This window comes from Agrobacterium sp. 10T429 (genome assembly GCF_056393925.1).
Genome location: NZ_JBFTGV010000011.1, coordinates 131745 through 154574 on the forward strand (window position 1 = coordinate 131745; position 22830 = coordinate 154574).

The 22830-nt window shown below is 59.5% G+C and carries 25 protein-coding genes; 13 read left to right on the top strand and 12 right to left on the bottom strand.

From position 1 onward, the window contains the following. Positions 1–38: 38 nt before the first annotated feature. Positions 39–2342, top strand: coding sequence for a hypothetical protein (locus tag AC1DCP_RS21815; protein WP_065687510.1), 2304 nt, complete (start codon positions 39–41; stop codon positions 2340–2342). Positions 2343–2595: 253 nt separating this feature from the next. On the opposite strand, the gene rpoH is transcribed toward AC1DCP_RS21815, so the two are convergent. The 4 genes from rpoH to AC1DCP_RS21835 all read right to left on the bottom strand — a co-directional run bounded on the left by rpoH (position 2596) and on the right by AC1DCP_RS21835 (position 5795). Further along, complete coding sequence (rpoH, locus tag AC1DCP_RS21820) at positions 2596–3498, bottom strand: RNA polymerase sigma factor RpoH (protein ID WP_003491840.1); 903 nt, start codon at positions 3496–3498, stop codon at positions 2596–2598. 165 nt (positions 3499–3663) lie between these two features. Next, positions 3664–4488, bottom strand: a complete 825-nt coding sequence (locus AC1DCP_RS21825) for a class I SAM-dependent methyltransferase (RefSeq protein WP_112153299.1) — start codon at positions 4486–4488, stop codon at positions 3664–3666. Between the two features lie 33 nt (positions 4489–4521). Further along, the gene (locus AC1DCP_RS21830; protein ID WP_003513980.1) at positions 4522–4770 is read right to left on the bottom strand and encodes a hypothetical protein; all 249 of its coding nucleotides are present in this window, start codon (positions 4768–4770) and stop codon (positions 4522–4524) included. 2 nt (positions 4771–4772) lie between these two features. Continuing rightward, positions 4773–5795 carry an RluA family pseudouridine synthase gene (locus tag AC1DCP_RS21835; RefSeq protein ID WP_065687512.1) on the bottom strand — a complete coding sequence of 341 codons (1023 nt, stop codon included), beginning with the start codon at positions 5793–5795 and terminating at the stop codon, positions 4773–4775. A 38-nt stretch (positions 5796–5833) separates the two neighbouring features. On the opposite strand from AC1DCP_RS21835, the gene AC1DCP_RS21840 reads away from it, so the two are divergent. Both AC1DCP_RS21840 and AC1DCP_RS21845 read left to right on the top strand, forming a co-directional pair. Continuing rightward, entirely contained in the window at positions 5834–6226 is a 393-nt protein-coding gene (locus tag AC1DCP_RS21840) for a hypothetical protein (protein ID WP_003513978.1), read from the top strand. After that, positions 6216–7088 carry a TrmH family RNA methyltransferase gene (locus AC1DCP_RS21845; protein ID WP_065687513.1) on the top strand — a complete coding sequence of 291 codons (873 nt, stop codon included), beginning with the start codon at positions 6216–6218 and terminating at the stop codon, positions 7086–7088. The genes AC1DCP_RS21840 and AC1DCP_RS21845 overlap by 11 nt, the downstream gene beginning before the upstream one ends. Before the next feature lie 213 nt (positions 7089–7301). Here AC1DCP_RS21845 and AC1DCP_RS21850 read toward each other — a convergent pair whose 3' ends face one another. Next, the gene (locus AC1DCP_RS21850; RefSeq protein ID WP_065687514.1) at positions 7302–8501 is read right to left on the bottom strand and encodes a coiled-coil domain-containing protein; all 1200 of its coding nucleotides are present in this window, start codon (positions 8499–8501) and stop codon (positions 7302–7304) included. 143 nt (positions 8502–8644) lie between these two features. Next, positions 8645–9241: a DUF1134 domain-containing protein gene (locus tag AC1DCP_RS21855; RefSeq protein WP_003513975.1), complete on the bottom strand. Its 597-nt coding sequence runs from the start codon at positions 9239–9241 to the stop codon at positions 8645–8647. A gap of 250 nt (positions 9242–9491) precedes the next feature. On the opposite strand from AC1DCP_RS21855, the gene chpT reads away from it, so the two are divergent. The 3 genes from chpT (at position 9492) to AC1DCP_RS21870 (ending at position 11922) form a co-directional block, all read left to right on the top strand. Continuing rightward, positions 9492–10139, top strand: coding sequence for a histidine phosphotransferase ChpT (chpT, locus tag AC1DCP_RS21860; RefSeq protein ID WP_003513974.1), 648 nt, complete (start codon positions 9492–9494; stop codon positions 10137–10139). An 86-nt stretch (positions 10140–10225) separates the two neighbouring features. After that, positions 10226–10753, top strand: coding sequence for a GNAT family N-acetyltransferase (locus tag AC1DCP_RS21865; protein ID WP_065687515.1), 528 nt, complete (start codon positions 10226–10228; stop codon positions 10751–10753). A 122-nt stretch (positions 10754–10875) separates the two neighbouring features. Further along, on the top strand, positions 10876–11922 hold the full coding sequence (locus AC1DCP_RS21870; RefSeq protein ID WP_065687516.1) for an alpha/beta hydrolase family protein: 1047 nt from the start codon (positions 10876–10878) through the stop codon (positions 11920–11922). Between the two features lie 50 nt (positions 11923–11972). Here the strand turns inward: AC1DCP_RS21870 and AC1DCP_RS21875 are convergent, their stop codons facing one another. Both AC1DCP_RS21875 and ctrA read right to left on the bottom strand, forming a co-directional pair. After that, positions 11973–12488 (bottom strand): GNAT family N-acetyltransferase, encoded by a 516-nt coding sequence (locus AC1DCP_RS21875; RefSeq protein ID WP_065687517.1) that lies wholly within the window; start codon positions 12486–12488, stop codon positions 11973–11975. An 82-nt stretch (positions 12489–12570) separates the two neighbouring features. Continuing rightward, positions 12571–13275, bottom strand: coding sequence for a response regulator transcription factor CtrA (ctrA, locus tag AC1DCP_RS21880; RefSeq protein ID WP_003491823.1), 705 nt, complete (start codon positions 13273–13275; stop codon positions 12571–12573). 481 nt (positions 13276–13756) lie between these two features. Here ctrA and AC1DCP_RS21885 point away from each other — a divergent pair, with 481 nt between their 5' ends. Continuing rightward, positions 13757–14107 carry a flagellar export protein FliJ gene (locus AC1DCP_RS21885; RefSeq protein ID WP_013636730.1) on the top strand — a complete coding sequence of 117 codons (351 nt, stop codon included), beginning with the start codon at positions 13757–13759 and terminating at the stop codon, positions 14105–14107. 312 nt (positions 14108–14419) lie between these two features. Beyond that, on the top strand, positions 14420–14623 hold the full coding sequence (locus AC1DCP_RS21890; protein ID WP_003513967.1) for a DUF1059 domain-containing protein: 204 nt from the start codon (positions 14420–14422) through the stop codon (positions 14621–14623). Between the two features lie 210 nt (positions 14624–14833). Here AC1DCP_RS21890 and AC1DCP_RS21895 read toward each other — a convergent pair whose 3' ends face one another. The 4 genes from AC1DCP_RS21895 to cysQ form a co-directional block, all read right to left on the bottom strand. Next, positions 14834–15115 carry a GNAT family N-acetyltransferase gene (locus tag AC1DCP_RS21895; protein ID WP_065687540.1) on the bottom strand — a complete coding sequence of 94 codons (282 nt, stop codon included), beginning with the start codon at positions 15113–15115 and terminating at the stop codon, positions 14834–14836. Positions 15116–15335: 220 nt separating this feature from the next. Beyond that, positions 15336–15611 (bottom strand): CtrA inhibitor SciP, encoded by a 276-nt coding sequence (gene sciP / locus AC1DCP_RS21900; RefSeq protein WP_003513963.1) that lies wholly within the window; start codon positions 15609–15611, stop codon positions 15336–15338. A gap of 191 nt (positions 15612–15802) precedes the next feature. Then, positions 15803–16846 carry a DUF2793 domain-containing protein gene (locus AC1DCP_RS21905; RefSeq protein WP_112153298.1) on the bottom strand — a complete coding sequence of 348 codons (1044 nt, stop codon included), beginning with the start codon at positions 16844–16846 and terminating at the stop codon, positions 15803–15805. Between the two features lie 385 nt (positions 16847–17231). Next, positions 17232–18026, bottom strand: coding sequence for a 3'(2'),5'-bisphosphate nucleotidase CysQ (gene cysQ / locus AC1DCP_RS21910; protein ID WP_065687519.1), 795 nt, complete (start codon positions 18024–18026; stop codon positions 17232–17234). A gap of 335 nt (positions 18027–18361) precedes the next feature. Here cysQ and AC1DCP_RS21915 point away from each other — a divergent pair, with 335 nt between their 5' ends. The 5 genes from AC1DCP_RS21915 (at position 18362) to AC1DCP_RS21935 (ending at position 22796) form a co-directional block, all read left to right on the top strand. Further along, positions 18362–19264: a branched-chain amino acid ABC transporter permease gene (locus AC1DCP_RS21915; protein WP_003513958.1), complete on the top strand. Its 903-nt coding sequence runs from the start codon at positions 18362–18364 to the stop codon at positions 19262–19264. A 49-nt stretch (positions 19265–19313) separates the two neighbouring features. Beyond that, positions 19314–20666 carry a high-affinity branched-chain amino acid ABC transporter permease LivM gene (livM, locus tag AC1DCP_RS21920; protein ID WP_370647612.1) on the top strand — a complete coding sequence of 451 codons (1353 nt, stop codon included), beginning with the start codon at positions 19314–19316 and terminating at the stop codon, positions 20664–20666. After that, a complete protein-coding gene (locus AC1DCP_RS21925; protein ID WP_019565106.1) occupies positions 20666–21544 on the top strand; it encodes an ABC transporter ATP-binding protein in 879 nt (292 codons plus the stop codon). Before livM ends, AC1DCP_RS21925 begins: the two co-directional genes overlap by 1 nt. Next, complete coding sequence (locus AC1DCP_RS21930) at positions 21544–22272, top strand: ABC transporter ATP-binding protein (protein WP_003513939.1); 729 nt, start codon at positions 21544–21546, stop codon at positions 22270–22272. The genes AC1DCP_RS21925 and AC1DCP_RS21930 overlap by 1 nt, the downstream gene beginning before the upstream one ends. 170 nt (positions 22273–22442) lie before the next feature. After that, positions 22443–22796: a DUF6867 family protein gene (locus tag AC1DCP_RS21935; RefSeq protein ID WP_003513938.1), complete on the top strand. Its 354-nt coding sequence runs from the start codon at positions 22443–22445 to the stop codon at positions 22794–22796. Positions 22797–22830 lie beyond the last annotated feature (34 nt).

The following is a 22830-nucleotide window of genomic DNA, read 5'->3' on the forward strand; positions in this document are numbered from 1 at the left end:
CGGGCCGGTACGTCGCCGGTCACGACGAGAAAGTGCTTATGGCGGATTTTGTAGCAGTCATTCGCAAGGCCGTGGATGGCTTGGCGAACAATACTCCCGAAAACCGGGCGAAGGTTTACGACAAGGCGCGCAGTGCGGTTGTGCGCCAGCTCGAGAATATGAAGCCACGTCCGCCGGAAGAATTGTTGCGCCGGCAGATCGCCAAGCTGGACGCCGCCATAGCCGAGGTGGACAGTGAATATGCCGAGGCCTTGCCGGCACTGGAGGAGGATGATGCTTTCTCCCCCGTGGCGGAAGAGGCGGATGCTGTCTATCATCCGCAGGACGTTGCCGAAGAGCCTGCCGTTCATGCCGCCGAGCGGTACGAGCCGGTGGAGGAAGAGCCTGCTCCGCTTGTGCCCGCACATTCGGAGCCGGTTTATCCTGTCCAGCCAGAGCCGGTTTATGAAGAACCGGCCCGCGAAGAGGAGCCTCTCCCCGAGGAACCCGTCGCCGCTTTAATCCCGCATGAGGAGCAGCATTACGGCGCGCGTGAGCCGGAGGAGCTTTACGACGCACCCGAACCGGCCCGTGTCGCGCCGGTTCATGAAGCCGGTCCTCACGAGGAAGCCGGTACCTATTTCACCCGCGCGCATGAAGAGCCGGTCTATCAGCCGGAGGACGAGCGCGTTGATGATGTCGCGCCTGAAGCGGCGGCCCCCCATGCCGATGATTCCGTGCCGCCCCATTGGGCGCAGCCGGTTGACGAGGATGACTGGCGCAAGCTCGAAGAAGCGCAGGACGAGGATGTTCGCCCGGCTGCCGAGGCCGAAGTGCGCCACGAGAGGGACGACCATTCCGTCGTCGCCGGTTATTCCGCGCAGCACTATCAGGCCCCGGATGTCAGCTTCGAGCCTGAGCGGCGCGACGGGAACGAGCATGCCGGTTACCGCGCTGCTGCCGATCACGATCCGATTTTTGGCGGGCACGACGATTTTTCCGAACCCCGGCAGACCGAAGACACGGCCCCGAAAAAGGCTGCTGTCGTCGAGGACTTCTCGTCCTATTTCGAGGACACGGATCTCGCGATGCCGCCGAAGGCCACGCCTGCGTTGCCGCGCGCCGATAACGATCCCTTCGATGACCGTGCCTCCAAGGACAACAAGGAGCGCACGCCCTGGGACGATCTGGACGAGCTGATCGGTTATGACGGCGCATCGTCTTCCAGCCGGGCAACGACGAACGAAATGCCCGCTCTCGGTGCTGGTGCCGCGACGCCCGCTTACATGGTCAAGAAGAAGCCGCGCCGGAATTATGCCTCGCTGGTACTTGCGCTTGTGGGCGCCGGGCTTCTTGCCGGTGGTGGTTATGCGCTCTGGTTGAACCGTGATGCGCTGAACGACATGGTCGGCGGCCTGGTGCAATCGGCACAGAAGGATGGCGGCACCCAGACGCCTCCAGCCAATACGGCGCAAACGCCGACATCCACACCGCCAGCTGCCCAGCAGCCGCCCGCCAGCGGGCAGCAGCCGACGACAAGCCCCACCAACCATCAGGCGCAGCCGCATGCCGATGACGGGTCCGTCACCGGCACGAAGTTCACCCAGCGGCTTCTGGCCGACGGGACCGAGCGCGACGAGGGGCCGGCGCCGGGCGCCAATGGCCAGCCCGTCACGGCGGAAGGCCAGTCGGTCTATGAGCAGAATGTCGCGCCGCCGCCTGCGGGCGAGGCTCCGGCCAATACGGCTGCGGGTACTCCGGCTGGTACGCCGCCGGCACAGCCGCCTGCTGCGGCCGCTGCCGCCACGGGCGACCGCATGTTCCTCTACGAGGAAGTGCTGGGCCAGACGGTTCCGACCGCCATTCAGGGCAGCGTTTCCTGGTCCTTGCAGCAGGAGAACGACAATGAGGGTCGTCCGTCCGCAACGGTGCAGGGCCAGATCACGGTTCCCGGCCGTGGCCTCAGCGCGCTCATTACCTTCAAGCGCAACACCGATCCTTCGCTTCCGGCAAGCCATCTGATCGAGATCGTCTTCTCGGTTTCGCCCGGTTTCGAAGGCGGCGCGATCGACAGCGTCCAGCGTATCGCGATGAAGAGCACGGAGCAGGATCGTGGTAACGCCCTGATCGCGGTTCCGGCCAAAATCACCGACGATTTCCACATGATCGCGCTTAACGACTTCCCGGATGCGATGAAGACCAATCTGGAGCTGTTGAAGAGCCGCAACTGGATCGACATCCCGGTTTCCTACCGCAACGGCCGCCGTGCGCTTCTGACCTTGCAAAAGGGCAATGACGGCATCGCCGCCTTCGATACGGCGCTACGCGAATGGGCGGCTGCAAAGCCCGCGACCGGTCAGTGATTTGTGTGGGGGATCGGCTAAAGCCGGTCCCCTCATTTCTTTCTTATGTCTTGCAAATAAAAAGCCCGCAGATCTCTCGATCTGCGGGCTGAGAAATTTACTGGCAAAGAACCTCACTCTTTCGTCACGCCGGACACCAAGGGGAGTGAGAGGGGATGGCAGTAGAGCCAATTACTCCGACGTCATCCTCGGGACAGGCCCGAGTATGACGTGGTCCATAAGTTCAGCCCCACTCTCTTAAAAAGACCGAGCCTTACGCATCCACCACGCGCAGCGCGCGGGCGGCTTCGAGGGCTTCCTTCTGGACGGCTTCCTGAACCTTCTCGAAGGCGCGAACCTCGATCTGGCGCACGCGTTCGCGGCTGATATCGAACTCGGATGAGAGTTCTTCCAGCGTCACCGGGTCTTCGGCAAGGCGGCGGGCCTCGAAGATGCGGCGTTCACGATCGTTCAGCACGCCCATGGCCTTGGCCAGCATGCGGCGGCGGGTTTCCAGCTCGTCCTGCTCGATCAGCACGGCTTCCTGGCTTTCATGGTCGTCCACCAGCCAGTCCTGCCATTGGCCGGATTCGCCTTCGGATGCCTTGATGGGCGCATTCAGCGATGCGTCGCCATGCAGGCGGCGGTTCATCGAGATCACTTCTTCCTCGGAAACCTGCAGCTTGGTGGCGATTTCCTTGACGTGTTCCGGCTTCAGATCGCCATCGTCGATCGCCTGGATACGGCCTTTCAGCCGGCGCAGGTTGAAGAACAGGCGTTTCTGGTTGGCAGTCGTGCCCATCTTCACCAGCGACCACGAACGCAGGATATATTCCTGGATCGAAGCCTTGATCCACCACATGGCGTAGGTGGCCAGACGGAAACCGCGTTCCGGATCAAACTTCTTCACCGCCTGCATCAGGCCGACATTGCCTTCGGACACGACTTCGCCAATCGGCAGGCCGTAACCGCGGTAACCCATGGCAATCTTGGCAACAAGGCGCAGGTGGCTGGTGACGAGCTTGTGAGCGGCGTCGCGGTCGCCATGCTCGGCGTAACGCTTGCCAAGCATGTACTCTTCCTGCGGCTCCAGCATCGGGAATTTACGGATTTCGTCGAGATATCTATTGAGACCGGCTTCGCCGGCCGTAATTGTAGGCAAACTATTGCGGGCCATAAAGCACCCCCTTATCTATGGTCTGGAACGGCACCCTCATCGATTGGCGATTACTCGCCCAAGGCACACCGCTAGTGGCGGGTCGTTACCGACCCCGCACGAACCCACGTAACAAATATGTATGCACCCGCCGCGTTTCAAGCGAACACAGCGTTCACACATGCGTTATGTCCCGGCGACACCTTCTTTGACCTGTTTAACTTTCGAACGGTAAATTCGTTCCGAAAAACCACCGAGACCGGAGCGCACCATCAACTCATACATGACCCGCCGGCGGGTGGGGTTGTGCAGGCGAACGACCCGGGAGCCAAGAAACTCCGTTTCGACATGATCGAGTGTCTGCAAGTCGGGGCCAGAGGCAATCGCGTCCGCGTAGACAGCGTGAAATTCGCGGCGGCAGACATAGGTCTTGTATTTCGTCATGGCGAAGCAGGCGAGGCTGTGGCCGTGGGTGCGCAGAAAATCGGCGACGCCAACGGTCACTTCCGGCCATGCGGGGTTGAAGGTATCGTCGAAGACGATGACGCCGTGCGGGGCGATCACCTCCAGCGCCAGTTTCGCGTCCGCCAGCACATGGTGCAGGTGGTGCCCGCCGTCGATGCTGAAGAACCTGACGGGACCAGTCCGCGAAGTAATATCGGTGGGTGCGAGCCGGGTGCTGTCGCCCTTGATGATCAAGTCCTCATCCATCGCAAAACCCAACCGCCTGCCGTTTTCCATCAGGCGGTCATATTGGTCGAGGCTTCCGTCCGAGGGTGGGTCGAGTTCGAACAGGTCGACGCCCAGAACCTTTTCCTGCGGCTGCGCGAATTTGCGCAGCAGAAAATAGGAGCGGCCATAATAGACGCCGATCTCCGCAATGCCGCCCTTCAGGCCGTCCCTTGTCTGCGCCTGCAGCAGCGCCTTGAAGACAAGCGCGTCGGGTGGGTCGATATAGCCTTCGACGCTTCGTAATCCCTGAAAGATAAACTGGCGTTCATCGGTGTTCATGCGCGATAGATCCCGTCGTCATGCCGGTTCCGTTCAGCTCTGCGGATAAAACGGCGTTCCTTGCAACGTCTGTCTTTCGGCAAGCCAGAGGTCCGGCCACGGCATTCGCGGTGACGATTTCAAGCTTTCCGGGGTTCGAAGAGGTGCGACGATTGAAGCGGAATTGGGGCGGTCTACAAGAAAGACCATGTGGGGAATATCGCTATCCGCTAATCTCTTTTTATTTTCCGTGGCTTCCGGCAAGATGCACGGCGTGGTTTTTTTGACCTCGCCGTGCGGCATTTTCAGCTCCGCAGGGCGATGAGCAGTTCTTCCATATCATCAGGCATGTCTGTTTCGAATTCCATCACCTCGCCGGTGCGGGGGTGTTCGAAGGCCAGGAGATAGGCATGCAGCGCCTGTCGCGGAAAGCGGTTGACGGTGCTTCTTGCCGGTTCCTCAAGCAGGTTCGCCTTGGTGCGGAAGGCAGCGCCATATTCGGGGTCGCCGATCAACGGATGGCCGATATGGGCCATGTGCACGCGGATCTGATGGGTGCGGCCGGTTTCCAGGCGGCACTCCACCATCGAGGCGAGGCAGGACGCATCCGCCTTTTCATGGAAACGTTCGATAACCTCGTAATGGGTAATCGCCTCGCGGGCATCGTCCGTGTCCTCGCGCTTGACGGCGCGTTTGGTGCGGTCGGCGCCGCGGCCGAGTGCGGCGTCAATGGTGCCGCGCAGCGTGCGCGGTCGGCCCCAGACGACGGCCTTGTAGGCGCGTTCCAGCGGGCCGGTGCGGCCGTGATCGGCAAATTGCGCGGCGAGATGGCGGTGTGCATTGTCGTTTTTTGCCACGACCATGACGCCGGAGGTTTCCTTGTCCAGCCGATGCACGATGCCGGGGCGCTTCACGCCGCCAATGCCGGAGAGGCTGTCGCCGCAATGATAGATGAGGGCGTTGACCAGCGTTCCGGTCCAGTTGCCGGCGCCGGGATGCACGACGAGACCGGCGGGTTTGACGAGCACGATCAGGTCGTCGTCCTCATATTCCACATCGAGCGGGATATCCTCGCCCTTGGGTTCGGGGTCTTCCGGCTCCGGCATGACGATCTCGACGCGGTCGTGCGGGTGCACCTTCTTTTTCGGCTCGGTCACCGGCGTGCCGTTCAATAAAACGGCACCCTGCTCGATCAGGGCTTTCAGGCGGCTGCGCGACAGATCGCCGCCAACTTCGCCCGCCAGCCACACATCGATGCGGCCTTCGGCGTCTTCGCCGGCAATCAGGACTTTCCTTGCGTCTCCGCCTTGTTTAAAGGGGTCGTTCATTCTTATTTTTCCGATCAATCAGCATTCTAGGGAACCCGATGACGCACATCGAGCAAGACGAACAGGAAGACAAGCCGCTTGATCCGGCCATGGATAAAGTTCGCCGCAAGATGATCCGTTTGCAGATCGTGTCGGGCTCCGTGATGTTCATCAGCCTTATGGCTGTGTTCGGCGCGGTTGTCTACAAGGCGGTAGGACCATCGAAAACCGTTGTAACGCAGAGCGTACCGCAAAATCTGGCGGTTCCCACCGGCAACGGACCGCTTGCCGTGACCGCCAGCCTGCCGCAGGGCTTTACAATCGACAATGTCAGCTATTCCGGCGGTGACATGCTGTTTTACGGCAAGCTTGCCAACGGCACCCGCAAGGCGCTGGTCTTCAACGTCGCGGCCGGCCGCTTTCTCGCCGATGTGACGGTCGATGCCCAGTGAGGATATTGATCCGGCGGGCGTGCATGCGTTCCTGGACGGTCGGGCTCTGATCCCGGTCGAAGACCCGGCCGATCCGCGCATTGCCGCCTTTCGCGATATTCGCGAGCGTGATCTCACCGGTCGCCAGGGCCGTTTCATCGCGGAAGGCACGGTTGTGTTGCGCATGCTGGCCGCCGCCCACAAGGCGGGTGGTGCCTTTGCGGCGGAAAGCATTCTCATCCTCAAGAACCGGCTTTCCGGCGTCGCGGATATCCTTGCCGATTTTCCGCCCGATGTGCCGGTCTATGTGGCGGAAGCGCCGGTGCTGGATGGCATTGTCGGTTTTCACCTGCATCGCGGCATTCTGGCGCTCGGCCGCCGGGTGCGTGACATTATGCTGGACGGGTTGACGGACGCGCTTCCCGCCTCGTCGCTGGTGCTGGTGGGCTGCGGCATTTCCAACCACGACAATCTGGGTGCGATGTTCCGCAACGCCGCGGCCTTTTATGCCGATGCGGTGTTTCTGGACGAGACTTCATGCGATCCGCTCTATCGCAAGGCGCTCCGGGTGTCCGTCGGTTCCGTTCTCTCGGTTCCCTATCATCGCGGCGGTGGTGCGGTGCAGATGCTGGAGCGGCTTTCGCAGGCCGGTTTTGCGATCTGGAGCCTTTCGCCGAATGGCGAGACCGAGATTCGCGATATTCCACGTTCGGAGCGCATGGCGCTGGTCATCGGCACGGAAGGCGAGGGGTTGCCGCAATCGGTACTGTCTCGGTTCCATACCGCCCGGATTGCGCAGTCGCCGCAATTGGACAGTTTGAATGCGGGGACGGCTTCGGGGCTGGCGCTTTATCAGATGGCGGGGGCGATAGGGCGGGTTTAGGTCTTCGCGATGTTACTCGTGACGAATGCCGCTCACCCCCCTCTGTCCTGCCGGACATCTCCCCCACAAGGGGGGAGATCGACCTGAKGCTAGGTCTCGGCCATCTCGATGTTTGCGAATGAAGTGACGTAAAGCTTCTTGCCGATCTCCCTCCTTGGGGGGGAGATGTCCGGCAGGACAGAGGGGGGTAAACCACACCCACCGAAGGGAATATCAACCCTTCCGCTTCTCCATCAACACACTCGCCCGCTTCGCAAGGCTCTCACGGCCGGTCGAGGCGCTGGCCTTCGCAAGCAGCCCCGGGATCGGCGATTTCTCGCCCTCCTGCGCTGCGGTGAGCGCGATCATCTGGGCGGCGATGCGGGCGATTTCGCGACGGATCGGTTCGTCGTTGCCGGTGCCGCGCACATTCAGCAGGCGTTCGGTGAGTGCCGTTCCCTGATTGCGGATATCCTCGATCTCCTGCTCCAGACCTTCCGGCGGCGTCGCTGCCGGTTCCATGGCGGTTGAGACCGGTGGAATGTCTGCCGCGACCACGGGCGCGATTTCGGGCAGGACGGGCGCCTTCTGCTGCTGGCTTGCGGTTTCCCCGTTCAGTACGGCGGGGTTGGGCAGACGGATGATCATGTCGTCGGCGCGGCCGCCGGTTGCGGCAAGCTGTTCCTTCAGGCGGGCAACCTCCTGATTGCGCAGGGTCAGCATGGTGTCGAGATCGGCATTTTTTGCCATGACAATGGCGATCTGTTCTTCCAGCCGGGTGACCTTGCGGCTTTCGCGCGCAACCGCTGTCATGGCCTCCTTGTTGCGGGCAGCGACATCCTGCAATTCGCGGGTCGCCGTTTCGCCCTCCTTGCGGAAACGCGAGGCGGTCTGTTTTGCCTGCTCGGCCTCCAGATCGCGGGTGGCGGCGAGGATTTTCGAATCATCCAGCTCGCGGGTCAGATTGGTGAGGCGAGCGGTGATCTCAGACATCTGGCCGGCACGCGCATTTGCGGCCTGTTCCTGCTCCAGAAGGTTTGCCTGTATTGCGCTCGCGCGTTCCTCGCTGGCGTCGAGTGCGCCTCGCAATTCACCGATTTCCAGCGTCAATTCCTCGATTTTCAGCAAAAGGCCGCGGTTCTGCTCGCCGAGGCGATAGGCATCGCTGGATGCTGCCTCGTTGGCGAGGCGGAGCGAGGTGTTCTTTTCCCGTTCGGTGTCCAGTTCCTGACGAACCTTGGCGTTTTCGGCGGCATAGAGCGCGCGTGCCATGTCCTTCTGGGCGCGAACTTCCTGGGGGCTGATGGGCATTGTCGCGCGCAGCCGGTTTTCCGTATAGGCAACGATGCGGCGATGGATCGCGGGCGCGATCAGCAAGGCCAGCAGGGTTGCGGTGAGAAAACCCAATCCGAAAAGAATGGCATATTCAATCACGCGAGACAGTCTCCGAAACTCAGATACGCGCGCATTCGGAAAGAGGAGCGCGAGAGCACGTTACGCTATTATTGCAACCGTTGGGAGGGGTATCGCCAAGGCAGTTGCGCGGGGAGCCGCAAGAGTGCCTCCCCATCTCAGCGTCAGAAGGGGTTCCAGGTCGGTTCCTGGGTAAGCTTCAGGTAGCCGACATTGATGCCGAGGCGCGCGCCGATGCCGGTGCGAATGGGTGCCAGCGTGACATCGCTGCTTTTCAGATAGGTCATGCCGACGCCGGCGACGATGAAGGCCGAGCCGCTGACGCCGCCGTAACGGCGATAAAGCGAATCGACCGAAGGCAGGTTGTAGACCAGCATCATGGCGCGGGTGCCCTGGCCGCCGTAATCGAGGCCGAGCGACGGGCCTTGCCAGAAGACGGGATGCTGGCCGGCATTCTTGGTATAAAGCGTGCCTTCGCCATAGGTGAGGCCCGCGACGAAAGCGCCAGAGCCTTCCTGCCCCAGAATATAACCGTTCGGAAGACCGTATTGCTGGAAGGCGCGTTCCACCACCTTGGCGAGGCCGCCGGTGGTTTCACCGAAGAATCCGTGGCCTGCATCCACGACTTCCTGAAAAGAATATTGATCGCTGTTCTGGGCCGAGGCCGGTGCGGCCCACATCAAAAGGCTGGCAAGGAGCGCAAAAATCTTTCCCAGTCCGAGGCGTGCAATGGTGCGGGTTTTCGTAAGGCGCATCGTCATGTCCGTCCGTCTGTTCGTTGGTGCATCAGCCCGAAAATCCGAATCAATTTTCGGCAGGGCCCATGCGAAGATTCAAAGTTCCAGAGCATCCTTTATACGTCCGAACGGACGCAGGGCGCTCCAGGGTGGCCTGTTAAGGCATTTGGCATTTTGAAACCATCCTATTAACAATCGGTTTACCAAATATGGTGTCATTATGGCTTAACAATTTCCACACCGTCCGCGCTTCCCTTGCGCAGGAGAGAATTTTATGACGAGCAAACTCAATATCACGCTGTCCGGTCCCGATCTGGCAGCTCTTCTGTGCAGTCGTGTGTGCCATGACGTGATCTCCCCTGTCGGCGCCATCAATAACGGCCTCGAATTGCTGGACGAGGGCGGCACCGATGACGATGCGCTGGATCTCATCCGCACATCCGCTCTTAACGCATCCGTGCGGCTGAAGTTCGCCCGCCTCGCTTTCGGCGCGTCCGGCTCCGCCGGTGCTTCGATCGATACCGGCGAGGCTGAAAAAGCCGCCAAGGATTTCGCTGCCGCCGAAAAGAAGGCCGAAGTGACCTGGAACGGCCCACGCGCCATCGTCGCGAAAAATCGTGTCAAACTTTTGCTCAACCTCTTTCTCGTGTCCTACAGCGCGATCCCGCGCGGTGGTAATGTGGATGTGGTGCTGGAAGATCCGGAAGGTGACGCCAAATTCGAAATCACCGTCAAGGGCAAGATGATGCGCATTCCGGCCAAATTCGCCGAGATCTACGAAGGCAGGCTGGAAGAGGCGGTCGACGCCCATTCCGTGCAGCCCTATTACACGCTGCTTCTGGCGGAGGAGGCCGATATGGCCGTGGAATACAAGGTGCATGAGGATCGCATCGTGTTTACCGCAAAGACGGTTGCCGCGTGATCGTTCAGTTGCAGAGGTAGTTTTGCGAAAGGGCCGGTTAGCGTTTTCCGACGCGCCGGCCTTTTTTGCTTTTGGGGAAGAGGTTCATGACACGTCTGACAACCGCGCGCCTCGTCCTGCGGCCGCACGCCATCACGGATGAAGCGCTTTATTGTGCGTTCTGGAGCGCGGATGTCCGGCCCATCGAAGGGGTCACATCGATTACGCCGCTGGACCCCGAAATCGCCTTTGCCCGTCTTTTGCGCTTCATCGGCCATTGGTCGGTCTTCGGCTTCGGTCCCTTTGTCGTGGAGGAGGCAAGCTCCGGGCGTATCGTCGGCGAGGTGGGCTTTGCCCATATGCGCCGTGGAAACGGCACCGATTTCGATGGCGTGCCAGAAGCGATGTGGAAAATCGATGCTGATCTGAACGGCAAGGGCGTCGCGACCGAGGCGGTGGCGGCGGCAACAGGGTGGTTTGATCGCAGCGGAATTTCGCAGCGGACCGTCTGCATGATCGACCCGCTCAACACCCCCTCGCTCGTCATCGCCACCCGTTTCGGCTTCCGCCTGTTTCGCGATTCGACATTCCGGGGCAATCCCATCCGGCTTTTCGAGCGGGTTGTGGGGGTTTAGTGCTGCGCATTCCCGCCGTGCCGTCTCGATCGCGTTTCAGGGCGACCTGAAATCTGTTCGAGGTCTCGGACGGTGGCGGTTTGAACCAAGGGTTGATCCAAGATCAATTTTTGGAGCTTCACATGCGCTATTTTCTTGTGGTCGCCATCGCCATCCTCTCCACCGCTGCGCCCGTGATGGCGGAGAACGCGATTGGTTTCAGACAGCTGGAATTGTCCGATGATTCGGGCACGCGAATGCTGAACCTGTCATTGTGGTATCCGTCCGCACCATCGGGAAAAACTGAGACGGTGGGCGAAAACGCTGCTTTTTATGGTCTCGAGGTTCAACCTGATGCGTCGTTTCTGGCCGGTTCCCGTCCTCTGGTGTTGCTGTCACACGGATTTGGCGGAAGCTGGCGCAATCTGAACTGGATCGCCGGTGAGCTTGTTCAGCAGGGTTATATCGTGGCCGCGCCGGATCACGCGGGCGAATCATTCACTGAAGAGAATGCGATGGAGATCGTGCCGTTATGGGAACGCCCGCGCGACATCAGCAGAACGTTGACGGCGTTGCTCGATAACGATCAACTTGCTGGAAAAATCGACAGGGCACGCATCGCGGTCATCGGCCATTCTCTCGGAGGCTGGACCGCTATGGAGCTGACTGGCGCCCGCTACAGCGCCGATCTCGCGCTAAAAGACTGCAATGCGGAGAAGGTTCTGCCGCAATGCAAGGCGCCACGGTTGCTGGCCAAGGTCGGGATCGTTAACGGCGGCAAGGCCGATCCACGCCTTTCGATGGATTTGCGCGATGCTCGCATCCTCGCGGTGATTGCGCTGGACGCTGGCCCGGCCGCCGGTTTCCTGCCGGAAACACTGAAACGTGTCGATGTACCGGTTCTGGTTCTGGCCGCCGGTGTGGAAACGCCCGAGATTGCCGCCCTCAAGGCTGATTCGGAATATATCGCCCGCAATCTGCCAAAGGCGACCACGGTTTATCGCGAAATACCGGATGCCAGCCATTTCAGCTTCATGCAGACATGCAAGCCAAACGGCGAAAAAATCGTCGAGGAGCTTTCGCCGGGGGAAGGTTTCGTCTGCCGTGACGGCGGGGGCAGGGACCGCCTGGCCATCCACCGGCAGATCGCGGAGGCGATTGTCGGCTTCCTGAACGTGGAAATGCATTAAGACAGGTGTTCGGAACGTCTCGATGAACCGTTGCGCGACGTCCCGATCCTTCAGGCCACTTTTTGCGGACGATACCGATAGGCAAGGTCTTCGGGATCAGACCGTGGTGCCGATGGGTCGATAACACCGCCGAGGCGCTGTGCAACCGCTGCGGATTTGCTGTTGCGCGGCGAGACATAGCTGACGAGCGTCTGCAATTGCAGGGTCTCGAATGCCCAGTCGCGCAGTGCAGAGGCCGCTTCCGCAGCATAACCGTGGCCTTCCTGGCCGCCATAAAGCAGCCAGCCCAGTTCCTTTTCGGGAAATAGCGGGCCGTGATTGATGCCGACCTGGCCGATACATTGCCCGGTTTCGCCAAGTTCGATCATCAGCGCCCCGTGGCCGAAAAAATGCCAGTTGGCGAGATCGTGACAAAAAACGCCCCAGGTTGACGGCAGGTCATATGGTCCGCCGACGCCGATGGAGCGGGTCGACGCCATAAAGTCTCTATAGGCGGGGAAATCCGCCATGATCTGCGGGCGCAAAATCAGGCGTTCCGTTCTGAGGGTGGGGATAGAATGGTCCATGGCACTATCCAATCATGAAATCGCAACAAAAAACCCGCTGTCGCCAGCGGGTCTTTTAAAAACTGCCATATCCTGAAGGGGATCAGGCGGTTTCGAGAAATTCCGTGGCTCCATCAGGCTCGCGCAGGACATAACCGCGGCCCCAGACGGTTTCGATGTAGTTTGCGCCGCCTGCGGCATTTGCGAGCTTCTTGCGCAGCTTGCAGATGAAGACGTCGATGATCTTCAGTTCCGGTTCGTCCATGCCGCCATAAAGGTGGTTCAGGAACATTTCCTTGGTCAGCGTCGTGCCCTTGCGCAGCGAAAGCAGCTCAAGCATCTGATATTCCTTGCCGGTCAGGTGAACGCGCTGGCCGCCCACTTCAACCGTCTTGGCATCGAGATTGACGATCAGCTCGCCGGTGGAGATGACCGATTGCGCATGGCCCTTGGAACGGCGGACGATTGCGTGAATACGGGCAACAAGCTCGTCCTTGTGGAACGGCTTCGTCATGTAGTCGTCTGCGCCGAAGCCGAGACCACGAACCTTGTCCTCGATGCCGGCCATGCCGGAGAGGATGAGGATGGGTGTCTTGACCTTGGAAAGGCGCAAGGTTCTCAAGACCTCGTAACCCGACATATCGGGCAGGTTGAGATCGAGAAGAATAATGTCGTAATCGTAGAGTTTACCGAGGTCCACGCCTTCCTCGCCGAGGTCGGTCGTGTAGACGTTAAAACTTTCCGACTTGAGCATCAGTTCGATGCTCTGCGCTGTTGCGCTGTCGTCTTCAATAAGTAGAACCCGCATAATTATCCCCTTTGCCGCCCGCAGATTGGTAAATCATTGCCTCGCGCGATGCGGATCCAGACGTTGCCTGATTTGCAGGCTGCCACCAAATGGTTAACAAATTCTAATTGCCTTTGGCAAGGTGTATCGAATTTATTAAGCAAAGTTGGCATTTCGCTGTTTTTGCACGTGAATCCACCATCGCCAAAATTGAAGCTTAACGTGAGGATATCTCGCTAAGTGATTCAATCGACTCTTACATCGTCGGGCCCGTTTTTTTGGACCTGGCATTTACCGACCCTTAAATGATCGTGTTTATCATTAACGATGCCCGTAAACGAAAGGTTAACGGCGGCGTTTTTTTATTAACGCCGGGTAACTTTTGGGAATCATTCCGGCACAACGGGTTAACCGGGCCGGTTGAGCGGGCGGGTTAAACGGGCCGATCGAGGGGGCATAGTGCCTTTTTGATCCGGGTCTCGCTATCCATGGAGTATTGCGTATGAAGTCGCGTGACAGCCTGGTTCGCCTGAAAGAATTTCAGGTTAATGAAAAACGCCGGCAACTTAGCCAGTTGCAGCAGATGATGTCCGAGTTTGAGCGGATGGCAAAGGAACTGGTGCATCAAATATCGCTGGAAGAGAGCAAGTCCGGCATTACCGATCCGACCCACTTCGCATATCCGACCTTCGCCAAGGCCGCGCGTCAGCGTGCGGACAATCTTCAGGTCTCGATCCGGGAGCTGAAGACCCAGCAGGAAGCCGCAGAGGCTTCTCTGGAAGAGGTGCAGGCCGAATATGAAAAGGCGGCGGCACTGGAAAACCGCGACGGAGCGATCCGCGCCCGCGCCTAGGTATTGGCGCAAGATCATATAAGGATCGTCCTCATTGACGGCTGCCGGTGGATCAGGAGGCGGCTTTCAATGACGGGATGCCCATGCTTTTTTCTGGAAGGCCGCCCCTCGTTGGCGGCCTTTTGCTTTGGCGCACCGCAGCGCCTTGCCCTGCTGGTTTCTTGCGGGGCAGGGACGCAGGGAATCCCTGCGTTTTCGATTGTCCGGGACCGGGGAAAGGCGTAACTTGGTGAAGTTCCGACTAAGAGCCGGAGGCTTGTCCCACGCGCGCCCTGCGCGGACGCGGGTGGGCCAGAAGCGGGGAGGAAACAAATGGCCCGCCAATATATCGATTGCCGCGAATTCCCGAGCGACAGCAAATGCTCGATCGCCATCTCAGCCGATACGCCGGAGGAGCTCATGGAAGCGGCGGTTCAACATGCCGTGGCAGTGCATGGCGCCGAGGATACGCCGGAATTTCGGGCCGAAGTTCGAAGGAGCATACATGCAGGAACACCGCCGCTGAAGGTGGCGTGATTGCTGGCAGCCTGAAATCTATCCGTCGACATGCCGGGCCTGATCCGGCATCCAGCCGACGCGCGTCTGCGCGGCGGAAGATTCCCTTAAGCTCAAGGATTTGAGCTGGCTGGACCCCGGCTCTTGGCCGGGGTGACGGAGCGTGTGGGCTCCGCTTTCGCTAAAAAACAAACTTGAGGTTTTGTCCCAAGCCTCAGCCCGTCTGGCTGGTTACCCCTGAATGACATCTGCCCAATCAGGGTGGCGTAGCGTCTGAGCCTTGAAGAAAGGGCAGAGCGGAATGATTTTCCAGCCGCCCTTGCGCGCTTCATCGATGGCATGGGCCGCGAGCGCCTGGCCGACACCTTTGCCGCGCAGGGCATCCGGCACGCCGGTATGGTCGATGATGATGAGGGAAGGGGAGGTGCGCGAATAGGTCATCTCGGCCTTGTGGCCGTCGATGGTTGCCGAATATTCGCCGCGCGATCCGGTTTCGGTTGTCTTGATATCCATGATCTCTGCCTTCGCATTGCTTTTCGTTTTTTCCACTGTAACGGCCTGCGCCTGAATTGAAACAGCGGGATAGCGAACGCAGTGGACACAAACCGGTGACAGTCACCGGCTGTGTCTGGCAATTTTCAGGGGAAATCCAAAATCAAACCGAAAGCCCCGTCGATGCGACGGGGCGTTTTGGAAGTTCGGTTTGGGCGCGTTGCCGCGCCGGCGCACTGGTTTAGTGGCGATATTGCTGAATGCGCGTCGTGCGCAGGCCGGCAAGGCCATGATCGGCAATCGACGACTGCCAGGACAGGAATTCTTCGACGGTGAGCGTATAACGCTCGCAGGCTTCCTCAAGGCTCAGAAGTCCTCCGCGCACGGCGGCGACGACCTCTGCCTTTCTGCGAATAACCCATCGACGGGTATTTGACGGCGGAAGATCCGCAATCGTCAGAGGGCTGCCATCGGGGCCGATGACATATTTAACTCGTGGGCGTATCATTTCGGTCATTGGACACTCTATACAAACTCAAGACCATATGACGGGAACTTTAGCCCCGTACCTTTAAAAATTGCCTAAGCAGTTCGTGACAATTTATTAAGAATTTGAACGGTTTCGCCCGATCTGTTCGAGTCGCCTTATTTTGTCGGGAAAAAATTTTTCCAAAAATCGTGTTTTTTATCGTCCATCGGTTGTTTTCCTCACAGCGCCGCAAGCGAAAGGCACGTTTTCCCGCTGCCGTTGGCAAATTCCGCGGTTCCCTCATGCACCAGCCGCAGGCGATCGCCGGCATTGAGGGGCAGGATAAGGGTCGTCGACTGCGAGGTGCCGGCATTGGAGGCGTTGCCCGCTACAGTGAGGCCGCCAGCCGCGCCGTTGACGGCAAGCGAAACCCGGTGCCCGGATGAGGACACCACGGCAAGCGACAGGGTGGCCAGATAGAGACCTTTCACGGGAACGACGAGTTCCCTTCCGCCGCCTGTGCCGACCGCGTCGCCGAGAACGAAACCACCCTCATCGATGAAGAGCATGGAAAACCCCGAAGCCGAGCCGTTGGCCGGCCTCGTCGTGCCCGAAGGCAGGCTTGCCAGAACCACGGGCCGGTTCGGCATCGTGACCCTGCCGTCGCCGCTGCACAAAAGGGCCGTTTGCCAGGAAATGCCGTCGGCGCTGGTCTTGATCGAAAAACCGTCATTGCCTGCAAGGCCCATTTCCGCCCGGCCGCTCCAGCCGGACTGGAACAGCAGCGAGGCGGTATCGGCCTTTGCCGCCTTGTTGATCGCCATGCGGTGGTTGCCGTTCTCTTCTGTGTGGGTGAAGAGGCTGGCGGGGGCGGCAAGCGCCAGACGGTTGGTGACATCGGCCTGTGTGCCAATGCCAAGCCTTTCGAGGGTCGCTGCGGCAGGCAGCGGCACGTCCCGCCATGCGCTGTCCCGCAGGACGCGATGTTTACCCTCGCTCGCAAACCATGCCGTCCAGCCGGGTTGCGGCGCTATCAGCAGCCATTCACCGTCCTGCCGGAAGGCAAGCTTCCCGCCCTTGCCCGCCCAGTCGCCAGCGGCGTCAAGCGAGAGCAGGAAGCAGTCTCCCTCCGGCGCATTGTCGGGCGGGGCGGCGACCACGTCCTTGACGACCAGCTGGACGATCGCGTCCAGCCGCTGCAGCGCCTCGTTGTGGGTGACGTGTTTCTGTGCCTGCGAGGGCAGGATATAAGGAAGCCTAAGTCTCGCCGTCTGTTCAGTCATGATGTCTCTTCCGCGCTCCGTGGCTGTTCGCCGGCGATTGTGATGCGGCGCGGCGGGGCGGGGATGAGCGGGGATGAAATTATTTTCCGAGATACCGGTTCAACGCCGGTTTGATCGATATGGAGGAACTGATTTTGGGGCTCGGCGTATGCGGCTTACCCCCCTCTGCCCTGCCGGGCATCTCCCCCACAAGGGTGGAGATCGGCAAGCGGCTTTACCGTCGCTTCATTCTCAAACATTGAGATCTGCGAGACCTTGCCACGAGTCGATCTCCCCACCTGTGGGGGAGATGCCCGGCAGGGCAGAGGGGGGTAAGCCGCAGACACCGAAGCGAACGCCTAAAAACGCCTGATCACGAAGGAGGTCTAGCGGTCTCCTCGCAGGCTTATGTCGCAATTTCCACCGTCGCTGCCATTGCGCCCTCGGCAATGAAATCCGGGTTGGCGAGTGCATCTTCACCATCGCCTCTCACCTCATAGGCAAGCAGCCGCCCCTCGCAATCCAGCGTTCTGCCACCGGCGGCGCGCAGTACGGCGTCGCCTGCCGCCGTATCCCACATCATGGTGCGGCTGAAGCGGGGATAGATATCGGCAGCACCTTCCGCCAGCATGCAGAATTTCAGTGAGGAACCAACGGAAATGCAGTCTTTCAGGCCGTGTTCGGCCACGAAGGCTTCCGTTTTCGCGGTACAGTGCGAGCGGCTGATCAGCGCCACGGGGGAGGCGCCGCGCTGGCGTGCCCGGATGGGGTGGCGCGCGAGGATCACGCCTTCGCCTGATATTGCGAGCTTTTCGGCGCTGTTGTCCTTGCCGGTCCATGCCTGGCCGCGGCAGGGGGCGTAAACCACGCCTGCAACCGGCACGCCGTTTCTGATCAGGGCGATATTGACGGTGAAATCATCCTTGCCGGAAATGAATTCCTTGGTCCCATCCAGCGGATCGACCAGAAAAAATTCCGTGCCTGTCTCCGGCAGAATGCCGTTCGAGACCGCTTCTTCGGCAATGACCGGGATTTCGGGAAAATGCGTAGCCAGTGCCTGCAGAATGATCACCTCCGCCCGCTGGTCTGCCTCGGTCACGGGTGAGCAATCGTCCTTGTATGATACGTGTGGCCCGGCGCGATGGACCGCCATGATTGCCTGCCCGGCGTCCAGCGCCGCTTTCGTCAATATGTCGATCATCTTGTTGCCGTTGCCATTTCGTGCCGGGGATCCTTTGCCCCTCTATTTCGCTACTCTTTTGCCCGCCACCCGTCAAACAATGCGTCAGGCAACACTGAAATAAGCATTCGAACGCCATTTTTTTAGCACTTACTGCCGAAATCCTGGCTATTCTGATCGGGAAAACGGCAACGAATGTGGAAATTCCAAATTTTGTGCAGGATCGCCCGTTTTTGACTTCACATTTTTAGCGAACACGATATGCATTTTGCAGGTGGGGGCTAATCGAAAAGGTTCCCCCTATAATTAACATAAACGAGGCGTGGCTCATTAGAGGTCATGCCCAGGGGAAAGACATGGAGTATTTTATCCAGCAGCTCATCAACGGGCTGACTCTTGGATCGATCTACGGCCTCATCGCAATTGGCTATACGATGGTCTACGGCATCATCGGCATGATCAACTTCGCCCATGGCGATATTTTCATGCTTGGCGGTTTCGCCGCGCTGATCGTTTTTCTGATCGCAACATCGTTTTTTGCCGGTATTCCGGTGGCGCTTCTTCTGATTTTGATGATGGTCGTCGCCATGCTGATGACCGGCCTGTGGAACTGGGTGATCGAGCGCGTGGCCTACCGTCCGCTCAGAGGCTCGTTCCGCCTTGCGCCGCTGATCACCGCCATCGGCATGTCGATCGCGCTGTCCAACTTCATCCAGGTGACACAGGGTCCGCGTAACAAGCCGATCCCGTCAATGGTGACGGACAGCTACCATTTCGGCTCCATCACCGTCTCGCTGAAGCAGTTCATCATCATGGCGGTGACGTCGGTGCTGCTGTTCGCCTTCTGGTACATCGTCAACAAGACTCCGCTCGGCCGGGCGCAGCGCGCCACGGAACAGGACCGCAAGATGGCGGCCCTTCTGGGTGTGGATGTCGACAAGACGATCTCGATCACCTTCATCATGGGGGCCGCACTCGCGGCGGTCGCCGGTACAATGTATCTGATGTATTACGGTGTCGCATCCTTCAACGATGGCTTCATTCCGGGCGTCAAGGCGTTTACCGCAGCGGTTCTCGGCGGTATCGGTTCGCTTCCGGGCGCCGTTCTCGGCGGTCTCCTGATCGGCCTCATCGAATCTCTCTGGTCCGCCTATTTCTCCATTGCCTACAAGGACGTCGCGGCATTCGGCATCCTGGCTTTCGTGCTGATCTTCAAGCCGACCGGCATTCTCGGTCGTCCGGAAGTCGAGAAGGTGTGATCCCATGACCAATATCGCTTCCGAAAACGACACTTCCAGCCCGAGCCTGATGGCAACGGCGGTGAAGGAAGGCATCTTTGCGGGCATCGTCTCGCTCGGCATGTTCATTCTTTACGTCGGTATCGTCACCTATCAGGACATCAACAACCAGCTTATCTGGGGCACCCGCTGGGGGCTTCTGTCGATCTTCGTCGGCGTCGCCGCCATCGGCCGTTTCCTGATGGTCGGCTTCATCCGGCCGTCGATGGATCGCCGCAAGCTTGCCAAGGCCAAAAGCGGCATTCTGGAAATCTCCGAGGAAAAAGGCTTTTTCCACAAGCACTTCCTGAAGCTCGCGCTTGTCCTGCTGCTGCTTTATCCCGTCGTCGCCGTGCAGCTGTTCGGTTTTCAGGGCTCGCTGAAATTCGTCGACAATTTCGGCATCCAGATCCTGATCTATGTGATGCTGGCGTGGGGCCTCAACATCGTCGTTGGCCTCGCGGGCCTGCTCGATCTCGGTTATGTGGCATTCTATGCGGTGGGCGCCTATTCCTACGCGCTGCTGTCAAGCCATCTCGGCCTTTCCTTCTGGGTGCTTCTGCCGGTGGCCGGCATTCTCGCGGGCTTCTGGGGCATCATTCTCGGCTTCCCGGTGCTCAGACTTCGTGGCGACTATCTTGCCATCGTCACGCTCGCCTTCGGTGAAATCATCCGTCTCGTGCTGTTGAACTGGACGGATGTGACCAAGGGCACCTTCGGCATTTCCGGCATCGCCAAGGCGTCTATCTTCGGCATCTGGTCCTTCGATGTCGGCGCGCCGAACAATTTCGCCAAGGCCTTCGGCCTGACGATGTCGTCGGCCTATTACAAGATTTTCCTGTTCTACGTGATCCTGCTTCTGTGCATGCTGACGGCTTACGTCACCATCAAGCTGCGCCGCATGCCGATCGGCCGGGCGTGGGAAGCTCTGCGTGAAGACGAAATCGCCTGCCGCTCGCTCGGCATCGATACCGTCATCACCAAGCTTACCGCTTTTGCGACAGGCGCGATGTTTGGCGGTTTCGCTGGCTCGTTCTTCGCCGCCCGTCAGGGTTTCGTATCGCCGGAAAGCTTCGTCTTCCTGGAATCGGCCGTCATCCTCGCCATTGTCGTTCTCGGCGGCATGGGTTCGCTCACGGGCATCGCCATTGCCGCCCTCGTCATGGTCGGCGGCACGGAGCTGCTGCGCGAAATGGAATTCCTGAAGCATGTCTTCGGGCCTGATTTCACGCCGGAACTCTACCGCATGCTGCTGTTCGGTCTCGCCATGGTCATCGTCATGCTGTTCAAGCCGCGCGGCTTTGTCGGCTCACGAGAACCGACGGCCTTCCTCAGGGAACGCAAGGCCGTCTCGGGCAGCTTTACCAAGGAAGGTCACGGTTGATGGCTTCCGGAACGACAAACATGACACCCAATCTAACTGGCGACACGATCCTCAAGGTCGAACATCTCTCGATGCGGTTTGGCGGCCTGATGGCCATCAATGACTTCTCCTTTGAGGCGAAGCGTGGCGAGATCACGGCGCTGATCGGTCCGAACGGTGCTGGAAAGACCACGGTTTTCAACTGCATCACAGGCTTCTACAAGCCGACGATGGGCATGATCACCATGCGTCAGCAAAACGGCGAGGCGCATCTTCTGGAGCGCCTGCCGGATTTCGAGATCACCAAGAAGGCGAAGGTGGCGCGTACCTTCCAGAACATCCGCCTGTTTTCGGGTCTGACGGTTCTGGAAAACCTGCTGGTGGCGCAGCACAATGCGCTTATGAAGGCATCGGGCTACACCATTCTCGGTCTTCTCGGCCTGCCCGCCTACAAGAGGGCGGTCAACAGTTCGATCGATAAGGCCAAATACTGGCTGGACAAGGCCGATCTGACCGACCGCGCCGACGACCCGGCCGGCGATCTGCCCTATGGCGCGCAGCGCCGTCTGGAAATTGCCCGCGCCATGTGCACGGGGCCGGAACTTCTCTGCCTCGATGAACCGGCGGCCGGTCTCAACCCGAAGGAATCGCTGGCGCTCAATGCGCTGCTGCGCGGTATCCGCGACGAAGGCACGTCGCTGCTTCTGATCGAGCACGACATGTCGGTGGTTATGCAGATTTCCGATCACGTCGTGGTTCTCGAATACGGCCAGAAGATTTCCGACGGTTCGCCGGACCATGTGAAGAACGACCCGAAGGTCATCGCCGCCTATCTGGGTGTCGAGGATGATGAAGTGGAAGACGTGATTGCGGAAGAACTCGACGGAGGAGTGGCCTGATGTCCGGTGAACCGCTTCTCAAAGTACAGGGTGTCGAAACCTACTACGGTAACATCCGGGCATTGGCCGGTGTCGATGTCGAGGTCAACAAGGGCGAGATCGTCAGCCTTATCGGCGCCAACGGCGCCGGCAAATCGACACTGATGATGACCATCTGCGGCAGCCCGCAGGCGCGCACTGGCCAGGTGACGTTCGACGGCGAAGACATTACCCGCCTGCCGACGCACCTCATCGCCCGCAAGCGCATTGCCCAATCACCCGAGGGCCGCCGGATTTTCCCGCGCATGACGGTGCTGGAAAACCTGCAGATGGGCGCCAATCTCGACAACCTCAAATATTTCAAAGAGGACGTCGAGAAGATTTTCGTCATGTTCCCGCGGCTGAAAGAACGTCAGAGCCAGCGTGGTGGCACGCTTTCCGGCGGCGAGCAGCAGATGCTCTCCATCGGCCGCGCGCTGATGGCACGGCCGAAACTGCTGCTTCTCGACGAGCCGTCGCTGGGCCTTGCCCCGCTGATCGTCAAGGGCATCTTCGAGGCCATCAAGAAGCTCAACCAGGAAGAGGGCCTGACCGTCTTCCTCGTTGAACAGAACGCCTTTGCGGCACTGAAGCTTTCCGACCGCGCCTATGTGATGGTCAACGGCAAGGTGACGATGAGCGGTTCGGGCAGGGAATTGCTGGCTGATCCGCAGGTACGCGCGGCCTATCTCGAAGGCGGCCGGCACTGAAAGATTTTACTTGCGCCGGAAATTTTGCGGCGCAAGATAACGAACCGCCGCCGGCCGTTTTCGAAGGGGAAATGGCCGGTGGCAAACAATAAAATGCCTGCCGGAAAAACGGCGGGACGACAACAAGGCAGGGCCGGACATTTGCATCCCGGCGCTGATGGGGAAAGAAGATGCAGGGCCTTTTATTCGAGACCGATAGCGGCGTGCGTTATATTCTGCGCGCACTGGTTGTTCTTCTTGGTTTCTGGACGGCGTGGCGCACGGGCAGATCCGTCGCCGATGGCTGGGGCGATTTCCCGCGTGTGGTGATCTATACGCTGGCTTTGGGGCTCGTGATGCGGTTTCTGCATTTCGCGCTTTTCAACGGGCCGTTCATCAACGGCTTCTACTACGTGTTTGACGTCGTTCTTCTTCTGGCTTTTTCCAGCATCGGTTTCCGCATGCGCAGGACGAGCCAGATGGTCAATAACTACTATTGGCTCTACGATCGGACGTCGGCATTTTCATATAAAAAGAAAGATTGACAGCCGGATTCCTCCGGCTGCACGATACTCGCGT

What these genes read in the sequence shown, in the direction of transcription:
- sciP (WP_003513963.1), bottom strand. Translation starts at nt 15,611, where the DNA reads ATGACCGAAATGATACGCCCACGAGTTAAATATGTCATCGGCCCCGAT.
- AC1DCP_RS21935 (WP_003513938.1), top strand. Translation starts at nt 22,443, where the DNA reads ATGCAGGGCCTTTTATTCGAGACCGATAGCGGCGTGCGTTATATTCTG.
- AC1DCP_RS21930 (WP_003513939.1), top strand. Translation starts at nt 21,544, where the DNA reads ATGTCCGGTGAACCGCTTCTCAAAGTACAGGGTGTCGAAACCTACTAC.
- AC1DCP_RS21855 (WP_003513975.1), bottom strand. Translation starts at nt 9,241, where the DNA reads ATGACGATGCGCCTTACGAAAACCCGCACCATTGCACGCCTCGGACTG.
- AC1DCP_RS21915 (WP_003513958.1), top strand. Translation starts at nt 18,362, where the DNA reads ATGGAGTATTTTATCCAGCAGCTCATCAACGGGCTGACTCTTGGATCG.
- livM (WP_370647612.1), top strand. Translation starts at nt 19,314, where the DNA reads ATGGCAACGGCGGTGAAGGAAGGCATCTTTGCGGGCATCGTCTCGCTC.
- AC1DCP_RS21825 (WP_112153299.1), bottom strand. Translation starts at nt 4,488, where the DNA reads ATGAACACCGATGAACGCCAGTTTATCTTTCAGGGATTACGAAGCGTC.
- AC1DCP_RS21815 (WP_065687510.1), top strand. Translation starts at nt 39, where the DNA reads ATGGCGGATTTTGTAGCAGTCATTCGCAAGGCCGTGGATGGCTTGGCG.
- ctrA (WP_003491823.1), bottom strand. Translation starts at nt 13,275, where the DNA reads ATGCGGGTTCTACTTATTGAAGACGACAGCGCAACAGCGCAGAGCATC.
- chpT (WP_003513974.1), top strand. Translation starts at nt 9,492, where the DNA reads ATGACGAGCAAACTCAATATCACGCTGTCCGGTCCCGATCTGGCAGCT.
- rpoH (WP_003491840.1), bottom strand. Translation starts at nt 3,498, where the DNA reads ATGGCCCGCAATAGTTTGCCTACAATTACGGCCGGCGAAGCCGGTCTC.
- AC1DCP_RS21865 (WP_065687515.1), top strand. Translation starts at nt 10,226, where the DNA reads ATGACACGTCTGACAACCGCGCGCCTCGTCCTGCGGCCGCACGCCATC.
- AC1DCP_RS21830 (WP_003513980.1), bottom strand. Translation starts at nt 4,770, where the DNA reads ATGCCGCACGGCGAGGTCAAAAAAACCACGCCGTGCATCTTGCCGGAA.
- AC1DCP_RS21875 (WP_065687517.1), bottom strand. Translation starts at nt 12,488, where the DNA reads ATGGACCATTCTATCCCCACCCTCAGAACGGAACGCCTGATTTTGCGC.
- cysQ (WP_065687519.1), bottom strand. Translation starts at nt 18,026, where the DNA reads ATGATCGACATATTGACGAAAGCGGCGCTGGACGCCGGGCAGGCAATC.
- AC1DCP_RS21835 (WP_065687512.1), bottom strand. Translation starts at nt 5,795, where the DNA reads ATGAACGACCCCTTTAAACAAGGCGGAGACGCAAGGAAAGTCCTGATT.
- AC1DCP_RS21895 (WP_065687540.1), bottom strand. Translation starts at nt 15,115, where the DNA reads ATGGATATCAAGACAACCGAAACCGGATCGCGCGGCGAATATTCGGCA.
- AC1DCP_RS21885 (WP_013636730.1), top strand. Translation starts at nt 13,757, where the DNA reads ATGAAGTCGCGTGACAGCCTGGTTCGCCTGAAAGAATTTCAGGTTAAT.
- AC1DCP_RS21870 (WP_065687516.1), top strand. Translation starts at nt 10,876, where the DNA reads ATGCGCTATTTTCTTGTGGTCGCCATCGCCATCCTCTCCACCGCTGCG.
- AC1DCP_RS21890 (WP_003513967.1), top strand. Translation starts at nt 14,420, where the DNA reads ATGGCCCGCCAATATATCGATTGCCGCGAATTCCCGAGCGACAGCAAA.
- AC1DCP_RS21845 (WP_065687513.1), top strand. Translation starts at nt 6,216, where the DNA reads ATGCCCAGTGAGGATATTGATCCGGCGGGCGTGCATGCGTTCCTGGAC.
- AC1DCP_RS21905 (WP_112153298.1), bottom strand. Translation starts at nt 16,846, where the DNA reads ATGACTGAACAGACGGCGAGACTTAGGCTTCCTTATATCCTGCCCTCG.
- AC1DCP_RS21840 (WP_003513978.1), top strand. Translation starts at nt 5,834, where the DNA reads ATGACGCACATCGAGCAAGACGAACAGGAAGACAAGCCGCTTGATCCG.
- AC1DCP_RS21925 (WP_019565106.1), top strand. Translation starts at nt 20,666, where the DNA reads ATGGCTTCCGGAACGACAAACATGACACCCAATCTAACTGGCGACACG.